Origin of the sequence: Microbacterium kunmingense (assembly GCF_023155745.1) — a bacterium.
Lineage (GTDB): Bacteria > Actinomycetota > Actinomycetes > Actinomycetales > Microbacteriaceae > Microbacterium > Microbacterium kunmingense.
The window spans coordinates 349,015-361,659 of record NZ_JAKNUS010000002.1 but is presented as its reverse complement, the minus strand read 5'-3'; the positions used below and the strand labels follow the sequence as shown (position 1 = coordinate 361,659).

Sequence of the window (12,645 nt, the reverse complement as noted above, 5' to 3'; positions counted from 1 at the left end):
CTGAGGTCATGGCATGCTCCATCGGAATCGCCGCCGCGGCCGGGCCCGCCTTCGCCCGCGAGATCGCCCCGGCGGTGGAACGGGCCGGGTTCGCCGCGCTGTGGGTCAACGACACCCCGGGGCATGATGCGCTCGAGGTGCTCGCGGCCGTCGCCGAGGTCACCGAGACCCTCGGGCTCGCCACCGGCGTCCTCCCGGTGGATCGGCGATCGGGGGAGGAGATCGCCGAGCAGGTCCGCGAGCGGGAGCTGCCGAGCGACCGCCTCACGCTGGGCATCGGTTCCGGAGGACGTCGACGCGGTGCCCTCGATGCGGTGCGCGAGGCGATCATCCCCCTTCGCGAGGCGATCGATGCCCGCATCGTCGTGGGCGCTCTCGGACCGCGGATGCGACGCCTCGGCGCCACGGCGGGCGACGGCGTTCTGCTCAGCTGGCTGGACCCCGAGATCGCGGCGATCCAGACGGCGGAGGCGCATGACGCCGACGCGGGGGCGCACGCGGCCCTGTATGTCCGTGCCGCATTCGATCCCGACGCGGTGCCCCGGCTCGAGGCGGAGCGCGATGCGTACGCCGGCTATGCCGCGTACGCCGCGAACTTCGCCCGTCTCGGGCTGTCACCCGCCGACACGGTCATCACCCCGCAGGCCGCTGCCGCACGCCTGCCGGCGTATCTCCACGCCGCCGACGAGGTGGTGCTGAGGATGATCATCGCGGATCCCGCCGACACCCCCGCGGCCCGGCGCTTCATCGATCGCGGGGCGGAACTCGTCGCGCCCTGACCGGGTGTCGGAGGGGCGTGGCAGAATCGCGCTCATGCTCCTTCGAGAGGTGGTCGAGGCCGCCGACGCCGTCTCACGCACGGCGTCGAGGAAGGCGAAGATCGGCGTCCTCGCCGAGGTGCTGAGACGCCTCACGCCGGAGGAGGTGCCAAGTGCGGTGGGGCTCCTGCTCGCCAAGCCGAGACAGGGACGGCTGGGCGTCGGGTGGCGCACCCTCGCCGCCGAGCGCTCGCACGCCCCGACCGCCACGCTCGGCGTCCTCGACGTCGACGCCGCCTTCGATCGTCTGGCGGTCGCGACCGGAAGCGGCTCCGCCGCGCGCCGTCAGACCGAGCTCGACGCCCTCGCCGGGGCCGCGACCGCAGGGGAGTGGGACTTCCTCTCGCGCGTGATCCTCGGCGAGCTGCGCACCGGCGCCCTGGAGGGGGTCCTCCTCGACGCCGTGGCTCTCGCCGCCGATCGCCCGGCGGCATCGGTGCGACGTGCGGCGATGCTCTCGGGAGATCTCGGCGAGGCGGCCGCGGTGGCGCTGTTCGACGGCCCCGATGCGCTGGAGGACGTCGGGCTCGTGGTCGGCCGCGCCGTGCTGCCGATGCTCGCCGCGACGGCGTCCTCGGCGGCTGACGCGGTGGCGGCGACCGGAGACTCGTCGGTCGAGTACAAGCTGGACGGGGCGCGCATCCAGGTGCACCGCGACGGCGACGAGGTGCGGATCTTCACCCGGACCCTCGCCGACGTCACCCACCGGCTTCCCGAGATCGTCGACACGGTCCGCGGCTTGCCGGTGCGCTCGGCGATCTTCGACGGCGAGACGCTCGCGCTCGACGAGGACGGCGCTCCGCGCGCGTTCCAGGAGACGATGGCGCGGTTCGGTTCCGAGACGGCCACGGCGGTGGCGCTGCGTCCCTGGTTCTTCGACCTTTTGCACCTCGACGGCCGCGACCTGCTCGACGAGCCGCTCCATGTCCGCCAGGCGGAACTCCAGCGCGTCGCGGGGGAGTGGCGCGTTCCCGCGGTGCGCACCGCCGATCCGGTTGTGGCGGAGGAGACCGCGCGCGCCGCCCTCGCCGCCGGGCACGAGGGCGTCATGGTCAAGGGTGTCGATGCGGCCTATCAGGCCGGGCGGCGCGGGAAGAGCTGGCTGAAGGTCAAGCCCGTCCTCACCTTCGACCTCGTGGTCCTCGCCGTGGAGGAGGGATCCGGTCGCCGCAGTGGGCTGCTCTCGAACCTGCATCTCGGGGCTCACGACCCCGACGGCGCATTCGGACCGCCCGGCGGGTTCGTGATGGTCGGGAAGACCTTCAAGGGTCTCACCGACCGGCTCCTCGCGTGGCAGACCGCCCACTTCCCGACGATCGAGACGTCGCGGAGTGCGCACACCGTGCACGTCCGGCCCGAGACCGTCGTCGAGATCGCCATCGACGGCGTGCAGCGCTCGACGCGGTATCCCGGCGGTGTCGCGCTCCGCTTCGCGCGCGTCAAGGGGTACCGACCCGACAAGACGCCCGCCGAGGCCGACACGATCGACGCGCTTCGGGCGCTCCTGCGGGGTTGACCGTGCGCATCGTCGTCCTCACCGGCGCGGGGATCTCCGCCGAGAGCGGCGTGCCGACGTTCCGTGACTCCGACGGACTCTGGGAGGGGCACCGGGTCGAGGATGTCGCCACGCCGGAGGCGTTCGAGCGAGACCCCGACACCGTGCTGCGCTTCTACGACGCACGTCGCCGGGCCGTCGCATCCGCTCTGCCCAACCCCGCCCATCTCGCCCTCGCGGAACTGGAGCGGGCGATCGGCGACGACCTCCTCGTCGTCACCCAGAACGTCGACGACCTGCACGAGCGCGCCGGGACGAGGCGTCTGGTGCACATGCACGGCACCCTCGCCCACGCGCTGTGCACCGCGTGCGACGCGGTCTCGGTCATCGTGGACGACCTCGAGGGCCGCCCGGCGTGTCCGGAGTGCGCATCACGCGCACTCCGCCCCGACGTGGTGTGGTTCGGCGAGATGCCCTACGACCTCGACCGGATCGAACGGGCGCTGGTGACGGCCGATGTCTTCGTGTCGATCGGCACGTCGGGCAACGTCTACCCGGCAGCCGGGTACGTCGCCTTCGCCTCGGCGCTGGGCGCCCGCACCGTCGAATTGAACCTCGTGCCGAGCGACGCGGCGGTCCCGTTCGACGAGGTCAGGGCGGGCCCGGCCTCCCAGGTCGTTCCCGCCTGGGTGTCCGAGCTCCGCCCTGACCGGTAGTCAGATCCTGATGCCGCCCGACCTCAGCCGCGACAGCGCATCGACCGTGGCCGCGAGGATCAGCACACCGCCGGTGACCAGCAGGTTGACGCCCGCGGGCAGGTTCAGCAGGCCCAGGCCGTTCGTGATGACCGCGATGACGAGCGCACCGATGGCCGCGTGGACCAGGCGCCCGCGTCCGCCGAAGAGGCTGACGCCACCCACGACCGCCGCCGCGACACCGCTCAGCACGATGTCTCGACCGACCGTCGCATCCACCGACCCGACACGGGTCACCGCCAGGAGGGCCGAGGCGACGGCGAGGCTCGAGCAGATGACGAACGCCCACCACTTCACCCACCGCACCTTCACGCCCGAGCGGCGTGCGGCCTCGGCGTTGCCGCCGATGGCGTAGATGTAGCGGCCGAACTTCGTCCGGTCGAGCACGAGTGTTCCGATCCACAGGATCGTCAGCACGACGGGGACGATGATCGGGACGCCCTCCACGGCGACGACCGACTGGCCGCGGTTCTGGTTGAGGACGTACACCACGACGCCGCCGATGACGGCGATCGCGGCGAGCTTGATCCACACCAGCGACAGCGCCCGGTTGGGCACCCCGGCGCGGGTGCGGCGGTTGCGGTCCCAGAAGCTCGTCGCCGCCGAGATGAGCAGCATCACCACCAGCATCGCCCAGCCGCCCCACACGGGCAGGTTCCCGTTCTGCAGCGCCAGGAGCTCGGGCACCTCGACGCGGTAGAGGCCGCCGGGTCCGATGACGGTGAGCGCGAGCCCCTGGAAGCCCAGGAACAACCCCAGGGTCACGACGAAGGAGGGGATCCCCACCCTCGCCACGAAGAACCCGATGAAGGCCCCCGTGAGGAAGCCGAACCCGAATCCGATGAGGAGCGCGAGCGGCCACGGCACGCCGAACTGCGCGGTGAGCACCACGAAGAGCGCCATCCCGACGCCGCCGGTCACGCCGGCGGACAGGTCGATCTCACCGAGGAGCAGGACGAAGACGAGGGCCATGCCCAGCACGACGAGCGTCGCCGCCTGGTTCAGCAGGTTGGCGAAGTTGCGCTCGGTGAGGAAGAACGGACTGAGGGTGGAGAACAGGACGGCGAGAACCAGCAGTCCGCCGATCGCGGGAAGGGCTCCCATGTCGCCGCCGCGGACGCGCTGGAGCCAGGCGCGAACCTGGTCCATCAGTCCGCCTTCGACGCCGCTGCCGATGAGGTCGCTGGTCACCGGGTCGGGTGCCGCCTCGGTCCGGGTCGCGTTGCTGCTCATTCGGCTCCTCCCGTGCTGAGGGTGGTGGTGTCGATGATGTCGACCCCGTTCGTCTTGGTACCGGTGATGTAACCGACCACGTCGTCGCGGGTCGTCTCGGAGGTCGGGATCTGCACCACCATCTGACCGAGGTAGAGCACCGCGATGTCGTCGGCCACGGCGAAGACGTCCGCCAGGTTGTGGCTGATGAGGATGACGGCGACACCCTGCTGCGCAAGGCGCTGAACGAGGTTCAGCACCTGCTCGGTCTGGGCGACGCCGAGCGCGGCGGTCGGCTCGTCGAGGATGACCACACGGGCCTTCTTCAGCACCGCGCGCGCGATGGCAACCGTCTGCCGCTGCCCGCCGGAGAGGGAGGAGACCTTCTGGCGCACCGACTTGACTGTGCGCACCGAGAGGGACCGCAGCGTGTCGGAGGCCTCCTTCTCCATGCGCCCCTCATCGAACATGCCGAAAGTGAGCTCCTCGCGCCCGAGGAACATGTTCTGGACGATGTCGAGGTTGTCGCAGAGCGCGAGGTCCTGGTAGACGACCTCGATGCCGAGGCCCGAGGCGTCGCGCGGTGCGTGGAGGTCGCGGTGCTGGCCGTCGATGAGGACCTCGCCCTCGTCGTAGGGCTGCACGCCGGCGAGTCCCTTGATCAGGGTGGATTTGCCGGCGCCGTTGTCGCCGACGAGAGCGGTCACCTTGCCGGGGTGGACCTTGAGGTTCACGCCCTTGAGGACGGTGACGGGACCGAAGGACTTCTTGACCCCGACGAGTTCGATGATGGGCTCCACGGCGGTGGAGGTGTGAATGGTGTCTGTCATGCTCGCTTCCTTGCGACCGGGTGGAGGGGCGCGGCGGGGGCGCCACGGCGCGGTGCCGTGGCGCCCCCGGTTCGGCGCGTCAACACGCGCGGGGCATCACTCGGTGACGCCGAACTCCTCGCACGCGGCCATCACGTCGGGGGTGCAGACGTCGTCGTAGGAGGCGTCGCCCGCGGCGATGACGTCCTTGACCTCGTTCGGTCCGACGAGGACCGGCGTGACCTGGATGTACGGCGTGCCGTCCTCGAGCTCAGCCTCGGCGGTGACCTCTTCGCCGTTGAGCAGCGCCACGGCGAGCTCGACGGCCGCGTCGGCCTCATCCTTAACCGGCTTGTAGACCGTCGCGGTCTGCCAGCCGAGGAGGATGTTCTGCAGGCCCGCGACGTTCGCGTCCTGACCGGAGACGGCCACGCCCTCGAGGTTGTTGTCCTGCAGCACCTTGATGACGCCCGCGGCGTTGGTGTCGTTGGCCACCCACACGCCGTCGACCTGTCCGCCGAGCGAGGTCAGAGCCTGCTCGAAGTTGGTCTGCGACTCCGCCTGGTCCCACACGCCCGGGGGCTCGGCGGCCGGGGTGATGCCGGCTGCCTCCATGACCTCCACGGCACCGGACTTGAACATCGCGGCGTTGCCGTCGGTGGGGTCACCGCCCATGTAGACCACCGTCGCGGACGCGGGGTCCTTGCCCGCGGCCTCGAGGCCGTCGAGCACGGTCTGGCCCTGCAGGCGACCGACCTCCTCGTTGTCGAACGAGACGTAGTAGTCGGCGCCCTCGAAGGGACGGTCGTACGCGATCACCGGGATGCCCTCGGCGCTGGCGTCGGCGGCGACCGCTTCGGCCGCGCCCTGGTAGTCCACCAGCAGCATCACGCCGCAGCCCTGGGTGAGCTGCTGGTCGGCGATCGTGGAGTAGGTGTTGGTGTTGCCCTGGGCGTTCTGGATGTCGACCTCGAAGCCGGCGGCTTCCAGGCCCTCCTGCAGGTACTTGCGGTCGAAGTTCTCCCAGCGGGGCGAGGACGCCGCGTCGGGAAGGATGACGCAGGCGCGGCCCGCGGCGTCGCCGCCGCCGGTGTCGCCGCCGCCATCACCGCTGTCACTACCGGTCGAGCTGGAACAGCCCGCCAGCAGCATCACGGCTGCGCCGGCGACCGCCGCGGCCGAGAGGAAGGATTTCTTCATTGTTCACCTTTCATCGTCGAACGGTGAGCGCGACGCCCCCATGGAGCCGCTCACGAAAGCGATCATCCCGAGTGGTGACCCTTGGCGTCAAGTAGTGAACGTAACGCTTTGGCAACGGCGCTCATGCGTTCGGTCCGTGAAGGCAGTTACCGGCCGGTGGCCTCCCGGGTCCGCCGGGACAGCGAATCGATGATGACGGCGATGACGAGGACGAGACCGGTGATCATGAAGCGCACCGACGAGTCGAGGTTCAGCAGCGTCAGCCCTGACGAGATCGACTGGATGACGATGATGCCCAACAGCGCGGAGTACGCCGTGCCGCGCCCGCCGAAGAGGCTCGCCCCGCCGATCACCGCCGCGGCGATGGCGTTGAGGTTCGTGTCGCTGGCGCCCGAACTCTGGCTGACTGCCGCCAGCCGTGAGGCGGCGAGGATGCCGCCGACGGCGGCGAGACTGGAGCACAGGGCGAAGACCGTCACGTAGATGCGTCCCACGCGGATCCCGGCCCGTCGGGCGGCCTCCTTCGACCCGCCCACCGCATAGACCGCCCGGCCCCACCGTGTCTGCTGCAGCACGATGTCGACGACGACGATGAGCGCGAGGAAGAACAGGAACATGACCCCGACGCCGCGCGAGAGGTTCAAGTACCAGGTGGCACCGGCGAGGAAGACACCCAGGATGAGGGTTCGCACCGCGATCTCGCGATAGCTCTGGCTGTCGAGATTCGCCTGCACGCGCCGCTGGGCGCGGCGCACCCGGGTGACGAGGTAGCCGGCGACGGCGAGGATGACGAGGAGGTAGGAGAGCCAGGCGGGGAGGAAGAGCTGCTGGGCGAAGACCACGAGCCAGGAGTCGAAGGGCAGATTGATCGAGCCCGTCTCGCCGAGCACCCAGAGCTGCAGGCCGAGGAATCCGAGGAGACCCGCGAGGGTGATCACGAAACTCGGCAGGGCGAACCGGGTCAGCAGGAGCCCGTATCCGGCGCCGATCGCGGCTCCGGCTGCGACGGCGGCCACGATGGCCAGGATCAGATCCCACTGCAGCTGGACGAAGGTCACCGCGAGGATCGCGGCGGCAAGGCCGGATACCGATCCCACGGACAGGTCGATCTCGCCGACGAGGAGCACCAGCACGACCCCGAGGGCGATGGTCCCGATCGCCGCGCACTGCATCGTCAGGTTGACGAGGTTCTGAGGGGACAGGAACAGCGGGTTCAGCGACTGGAAGACCGACCAGATGACGACCACCCCGACGATGACCGGCAGCGCACCCAGGTCGCCCTCCCGCACGCGCGCGGCGACGCGTGAGACGGTGTCGGCCGCGGTCATCCGTCGAGGTCCCGCGCGCGCGGACGTCGGCGCGGTCGGTCGGTGGGGAGGGGGATGATGCGGCCCGGCGTGGTCTGCTCGGGCACCGGGGCCGGGCGCACCGGCGCGTCGGAGGTGGCGCCCGTGATGGCCGCGATCAGGGTCTCGGTGGTGATGTCGGCGATGTCGTACTCGCCGTTGTTGCGCCCGAGCCTCAGGACCACCGCGCGGTCTGCCACCGCCATCACGTCGGCCATGTTGTGGCTGATGAGGATGACGCCGTGCCCGCGTTCCCGGAGGCGCTCGATGAGGTTCAGCACTTCGGCGGTCTGCGCCACCCCGAGCGCCGCGGTGGGTTCGTCGAGGATCACCACCCGCGGATCGCCGATGAGCGAGCGGGCGATCGCCACGGTCTGACGTTGGCCTCCCGAGAGCGACGCCACGGGCACGCGCACCGAGGGGAGCTTCGCGGCAAGCTCGCGCAGCAGCGTCCAGGTGCGCTGCTCCATCTCGACCTCGTTCAGCCGTCGCCCTGAGACCAGCTCCCGACCGAGCCAGAGGTTGGCCACGACGTCGAGGTTGTCGCAGAGGGCGAGGTCTTGGAACACCGTCGCGATGCCGAGCTCCTGGGCGTCGGCGGGGCTCTGCAGACGCACCGGGGAACCGTCGAACTCGATGACCCCGGTGTCGGCGGTGTAGACACCGGCGAGGATCTTCACCAGGGTCGACTTCCCGGCCCCGTTGTCGCCGACGAGGGCGACCACCTCTCCCTCGTCGACCCAGAAGTCCACGTCGCTGAGCGCCCGTACGGCACCGAACCGCTTCCCGACACCGTGCATCGTCAGCACACGCTCGCGGGGGCGGGGGCGTGGCGCCGCCATGCCGCCGTTCATCGAAGCCCCGCTCGCTCGCAGGCCTCGGCGTACTCGGCGGTGCAGATGTCGTCGATGGTCCAGAATCCGTCGGCGACGACGGTGTCGGCGATGTCCTCGATCGTCACGGCGACGGGGTCGAGGAGGGTCGTGGGCGTTCCGTCGATCTCCAGCGGTGCCTCCACCTCCTCGCCCCGGAGCAGGGCGACCGCCACGTCGGCGGCCCGCTCCGCCTGCGGGCGGATGGCCTTGTAGACGGTCATGTACTGATCGCCGGTGAGGATGCGTTGGATGGCCGTCAGCTCCGCATCCTGCCCGGTCACGATCGGGAACGGGGTGACGTTCCCGGCCCGCAGCGCCGCCACGGCGCCGCCGGCGGTGGCGTCGTTGGCGGCATAGACCGCGGCGATGCGATCGCCGAACTGGGCGACCTGCCCGGCGACCCACTCCTGCGCGAGGTCGGGGCTCCACTCCGGGGTGTCGAAGGATGACAGCACGGTGATCCCCGCCTCGTCAATGACCTCTTCGGCACCGGATTTGAACAGCGCGGCATTGCTGTCGGTGGGCGAACCGTTCACCATCAGGATGCCTCTCTGCTGCGTGTCGGGTTCGATCGCGCCGACATCCGCGGCCAGGGCCTCGGTGAGCGCGGACGCCTGCAGCTGGCCGACCTTCTCGTTGTCGAACGAGACATAGTAAGCCAGATCGCCCCCCGCGACGAGCCGGTCGTAGGAGATCACCGGAACGCCCTGCGCGTTGGCCTCCCGGACGATCGTGACGGCGGCGTTGGCGTCGACCGGGTCGAGCACGAGCACCCCGGCGCCCCCGGTGAGGGCGGCCTCCGCCTGCTGCTGCTGTTTCGCCGCATCCTGGTCGGCGTTGGAGTACAGCACGCGGAAGTCGCCGAGCTCCGCGACGCGCTCTTCGAAGTACGGGCGGTCGAAGGTCTCGTAGCGAGCGGTCTTGGCGTCGGGAAGGAGGAGCGCGATCGTCCCCTCCGTCCCGCCGCTCTGCGCAGCGCACCCGGCCGCCGCCAGCGCCATCGCCGTCGCGAGGAGGGCCGCACCGATGCGGCGGAGCGATGCGGTCATGGGCCGCTCACGCGGTGGCGCGATCGACTCCGGTGTCGACCGCGACGTGATCGAAGGCGACGGCGTCGAGCGCGGCTGCGATCGCCCCGCGGGTCTCGGTCCACTCCCCGAACGAGCTCGCGACGATCTCGGGCAGGCCGTTCCCGCTCGCCAGCGCCGTGCGCTCCAGCGAGTGCCGCATCGGTGCCATCAGGATCTCGCCGGCCTCGGCCAGTTCGCCGCCGACCACGAGCAGCCCGGGATCGAGGAGGTTGCACAGGCTCGCCGCAGCGATGCCGATGTGCCGTCCGGCGTCGGCGATGACCCGCCGCGCACTGCCGTCGCCGGACTCGGCGGCCTGAATGAGGTCACTGAGGCGCCGCATCCCCTCGCCCGGCGGGAACAGCGAGAGGAGCGCGGGTCCGCCGGCATAGGTCTCGAGGCACCCGCGGTTGCTGCAGCGGCAGATGGGCCCGTTCTCGTCGATCGTGACATGCCCGATCTGCCCGGCCTTGCCGTTCACGCCGCGGAACAGCTCGCCCGCGACGACCATGCCCGCGCTGATCGTGTGGCCGACGCGGAGGTACACCGACGACGGGACATCCCGCGACACCCCCTCGCGCGCCTCGGCAAGCGCACCGAGGTTCGCCTCGCTGTCGACGAGCACCGGGCGCTGGATGCGGGCGGTGAGGGATGCCGCGATGTCGACGTTCTCCCAGCCGCGGAGGATGCCGGCGGCGCTCACCATCCCGGTCCGCGGGTCGATCGGAGCCGGGAGGGCGAGACCGACGGCCAGGAGATCGTCGACGGATCCGCCGAGGGAGTCCATCATGTCGCCGAGGAGCAGCGCCAGGCGGTCGAGCTCGGCATCGTGGCGGTGGTCGAGGGGAAGGGGGAGCGAGCTCTGGCTGACCACGGTGCGGGTGACATCCGAGATCGCGATGTGCAGCTGCCGGGAACTGAAGTGCGCTCCGGCGACGAGGCCGAGCTGCCGGGCGAGCGAGACCAGAGTGGCGCGGCGACCGCTGCGCGAGGTGATCGAGGTGTGGAGCACGCCCGATGCGACGAGCTCCTTGACGATGTTCGACACCGTGGCCGGTGAGAGGCCCGTGATGCCGGCGAGTTCGACCTGCGTCATCCGGCCGTGACGCTTCAGCGTCTCGAGCAGACGCGCGCGGTTGGCTTCACGCAGTGACGACTGCGAGCCCGGCGGCGTCTCTCGGCGGATCACATGCACACTGTAGCGGGTCAGGTCTTCTCGCCGGCGAGGCGGACCAGCACGATGTGGCCGGACTCGTCCACCTCGGCGACGTCGCCGTGGGCCTTGACGAACTCCGAGAAGCTGCGGAACCCGTAGGCCTTCTCGCTGAAGGACGGGTCGAGGCGCTTGATGAGGCTCTTCACCGCCGAGGCGTGCTGCCAGTCCTCGCCCTCGCGGTCGCTCTCCAGGCGCAGTGCGCGCCGGAGGAGCTCGGCTCCCGGGTCGACGGTCTTCTTCCGCGACCGGCTGCGCGCCGTCTCCGGCTTCTCCGTCACCTCCGGGGCGGGGATGCCGGGAAGGGCGTCGTACGCGTGGAACTGGTCGCACGCGGCCGCGAGGGACTTGGCGGTGGATCCCGCCACCCCGATGCCGACGACGAAGCGTCCGAGTCGCTTGCAGCGCTGCGCGAGCGGGACGTAGTCGGAGTCGCCCGCGACGATGACGACGTGGGTGAGGTCGTCGAGGCGGAACATGTCCTCGACGGTGTCGACGGCGAGCCTGATGTCCGCCCCGTTCTTGGCGTACGCCGCGGCCGGGAAGAGCTGCACCAGGTCGACCGCGCGGGCGACGAGCTGCGAGCGGTACACCGCGTTCACCGGAGAGGACCAGTCCGCGTACGCGCGGGTCAGGACGAGCGTGCCGAAGGTGGCGGCGTAGTCGATGATCGCGCCGACGTCGATCATCGCCGCGGCGAGGCGCTCGGTGATCTCGGCGTCGCCGTCGCCGGCGACGATGCGCTGACGGTCACGGGCGTAGGAGTTGCGTCCGTGCACCCGGTCGTACCAGGACATGACGATGTTGTCGAAGTCGAGGTAGACCGCCACGCGGCCGTGCGGATCGGCCATCACTTCTCCCCGGGGTAGCGGACGCCGATCTGCGCGCGGATCTCGTCGAGGGTCGCCATGATCGCGACCGTCTCATCGATCCCGAGCAGCGGGCTGTCGATCTCACCGCGAGCGATGATCTCCTCGGCCGCCAGAGCCTGGAACTGCATCCCCCGTCCGGCGATGTCGCTCACGTAGTCCTCGATCACGGTGCCGTCCGGCCCGATGACGCGGAAGCTCGTGGGCGTGTACCAGGTGCGGTCGATGTCGATGCGGGCGTCGGTGCCGATGATGTGGGCGGTGTTCGGGCCGGCCGAACGCGACGAGGTGACCGAGGTCGAGATGGCGCCCGAGGCGTGGGTGAAGATCGTCGCGACGTCGGCGTCGGCGCCGGTGTCGGCCAGTCGCGCGCGTGCGGCGACCGACGTCGGTGCGCCGAGGATGTCCCAGAAGAACGAGATCGGGTAGATCCCGAGGTCCAGGAGCGCCCCGCCGCCCAGCTCGAGCGCGTTCAGCCGGTGCGAGGGATCAGCGCTGATCTTCTGGGTGTGGTCGGCGAAGACGGCGCGGATCTCGCCCAGGGTGCCGGCGGCAATGATCTCGCGGATGCGGATCATGTGGGGGAGGTACCGCGTCCACATCGCCTCCATCGCCAGCAGGCCGTTCGCACGGGCAGCGTCGCGGATCGCCGCGGCTTCGGCGGCGTTCAGCGTGAAGGGCTTCTCGACCAGGACGTGCTTGCCGTGCTCGAGCGCGAGGATCGCGTTCTCGGCGTGGAAGGGGTGAGGGGTGGCGATGTAGAGGATGTCGACATCGGGGTCGGCGACGAGCGCCTCGTAGGAGGAGTGCGCGTGGGGGATGCCGAATTCGGCGGCGAACTCGCGTGATGCCTCCTCACGCCGCGAGCCGACGGCGATCATGTCGCGCTCGGCGGTGCGAAGGTCGGAGGCGAACGCGTGCGCGATCCCCCCGGTGGCGAGGATGCCCCAGCGAAGTCCAGTCATGGGTTCGAGCGTACCGGG

At 70.5% G+C, this 12,645-nt stretch carries 12 protein-coding genes; 3 read left to right on the top strand and 9 right to left on the bottom strand.

Going from position 1 to position 12,645, the window contains the following annotated elements:
* The first annotated feature begins 8 nt into the window (after nucleotides 1-8).
* Genes MA875_RS04410 through MA875_RS04400 form a run of 3 tightly spaced genes read left to right on the top strand, consistent with a single transcriptional unit; the run spans nucleotide 9 to nucleotide 3,029 of the window.
* Nucleotides 9-779 (top strand): LLM class flavin-dependent oxidoreductase, encoded by a 771-nt coding sequence (locus MA875_RS04410; RefSeq protein ID WP_248240517.1) that lies wholly within the window; start codon nucleotides 9-11, stop codon nucleotides 777-779.
* 34 nt (nucleotides 780-813) lie between these two features.
* On the top strand, nucleotides 814-2,334 hold the full coding sequence (locus MA875_RS04405) for an ATP-dependent DNA ligase (protein ID WP_248240516.1): 1,521 nt from the start codon (nucleotides 814-816) through the stop codon (nucleotides 2,332-2,334).
* A gap of 2 nt (nucleotides 2,335-2,336) precedes the next feature.
* Entirely contained in the window at nucleotides 2,337-3,029 is a 693-nt protein-coding gene (locus tag MA875_RS04400) for an NAD-dependent deacylase (protein WP_248240673.1), read from the top strand.
* On the opposite strand, the gene MA875_RS04395 is transcribed toward MA875_RS04400, so the two are convergent.
* The 9 genes from MA875_RS04395 to MA875_RS04355 form a co-directional block, all read right to left on the bottom strand.
* Nucleotides 3,030-4,301, bottom strand: coding sequence for a sugar ABC transporter permease (locus MA875_RS04395; protein WP_248240515.1), 1,272 nt, complete (start codon nucleotides 4,299-4,301; stop codon nucleotides 3,030-3,032).
* Complete coding sequence (locus tag MA875_RS04390; protein ID WP_248240514.1) at nucleotides 4,298-5,110, bottom strand: ATP-binding cassette domain-containing protein; 813 nt, start codon at nucleotides 5,108-5,110, stop codon at nucleotides 4,298-4,300. The genes MA875_RS04395 and MA875_RS04390 overlap by 4 nt, the downstream gene beginning before the upstream one ends.
* Before the next feature lie 96 nt (nucleotides 5,111-5,206).
* On the bottom strand, nucleotides 5,207-6,289 hold the full coding sequence (locus tag MA875_RS04385; protein WP_248240513.1) for a sugar ABC transporter substrate-binding protein: 1,083 nt from the start codon (nucleotides 6,287-6,289) through the stop codon (nucleotides 5,207-5,209).
* A 146-nt stretch (nucleotides 6,290-6,435) separates the two neighbouring features.
* On the bottom strand, nucleotides 6,436-7,617 hold the full coding sequence (locus tag MA875_RS04380) for a sugar ABC transporter permease (protein WP_248240512.1): 1,182 nt from the start codon (nucleotides 7,615-7,617) through the stop codon (nucleotides 6,436-6,438).
* Complete coding sequence (locus MA875_RS04375) at nucleotides 7,614-8,477, bottom strand: ATP-binding cassette domain-containing protein (RefSeq protein WP_248240510.1); 864 nt, start codon at nucleotides 8,475-8,477, stop codon at nucleotides 7,614-7,616. The genes MA875_RS04380 and MA875_RS04375 overlap by 4 nt, the downstream gene beginning before the upstream one ends.
* An 8-nt stretch (nucleotides 8,478-8,485) precedes the next feature.
* The gene (locus MA875_RS04370) at nucleotides 8,486-9,559 is read right to left on the bottom strand and encodes a sugar ABC transporter substrate-binding protein (protein WP_248240509.1); all 1,074 of its coding nucleotides are present in this window, start codon (nucleotides 9,557-9,559) and stop codon (nucleotides 8,486-8,488) included.
* 7 nt (nucleotides 9,560-9,566) lie between these two features.
* Nucleotides 9,567-10,769, bottom strand: a complete 1,203-nt coding sequence (locus tag MA875_RS04365; RefSeq protein WP_248240508.1) for an ROK family transcriptional regulator — start codon at nucleotides 10,767-10,769, stop codon at nucleotides 9,567-9,569.
* Between the two features lie 17 nt (nucleotides 10,770-10,786).
* Nucleotides 10,787-11,644, bottom strand: coding sequence for an NYN domain-containing protein (locus MA875_RS04360; RefSeq protein ID WP_248240507.1), 858 nt, complete (start codon nucleotides 11,642-11,644; stop codon nucleotides 10,787-10,789).
* Nucleotides 11,644-12,627 carry a Gfo/Idh/MocA family protein gene (locus tag MA875_RS04355; RefSeq protein ID WP_248240506.1) on the bottom strand — a complete coding sequence of 328 codons (984 nt, stop codon included), beginning with the start codon at nucleotides 12,625-12,627 and terminating at the stop codon, nucleotides 11,644-11,646. The genes MA875_RS04360 and MA875_RS04355 overlap by 1 nt, the downstream gene beginning before the upstream one ends.
* Between the last annotated feature and the right edge of the window lie 18 nt (nucleotides 12,628-12,645).

Coding starts and splice junctions, on each gene's coding strand:
- MA875_RS04410 (WP_248240517.1), top strand. CDS start 9: ATGGCATGCTCCATCGGAATCGCCGCCGCGGCCGGGCCCGCCTTCGCC.
- MA875_RS04390 (WP_248240514.1), bottom strand. CDS start 5,110: ATGACAGACACCATTCACACCTCCACCGCCGTGGAGCCCATCATCGAA.
- MA875_RS04355 (WP_248240506.1), bottom strand. CDS start 12,627: ATGACTGGACTTCGCTGGGGCATCCTCGCCACCGGGGGGATCGCGCAC.
- MA875_RS04370 (WP_248240509.1), bottom strand. CDS start 9,559: ATGACCGCATCGCTCCGCCGCATCGGTGCGGCCCTCCTCGCGACGGCG.
- MA875_RS04375 (WP_248240510.1), bottom strand. CDS start 8,477: ATGGCGGCGCCACGCCCCCGCCCCCGCGAGCGTGTGCTGACGATGCAC.
- MA875_RS04380 (WP_248240512.1), bottom strand. CDS start 7,617: ATGACCGCGGCCGACACCGTCTCACGCGTCGCCGCGCGCGTGCGGGAG.
- MA875_RS04395 (WP_248240515.1), bottom strand. CDS start 4,301: ATGAGCAGCAACGCGACCCGGACCGAGGCGGCACCCGACCCGGTGACC.
- MA875_RS04385 (WP_248240513.1), bottom strand. CDS start 6,289: ATGAAGAAATCCTTCCTCTCGGCCGCGGCGGTCGCCGGCGCAGCCGTG.
- MA875_RS04360 (WP_248240507.1), bottom strand. CDS start 11,644: ATGGCCGATCCGCACGGCCGCGTGGCGGTCTACCTCGACTTCGACAAC.
- MA875_RS04405 (WP_248240516.1), top strand. CDS start 814: ATGCTCCTTCGAGAGGTGGTCGAGGCCGCCGACGCCGTCTCACGCACG.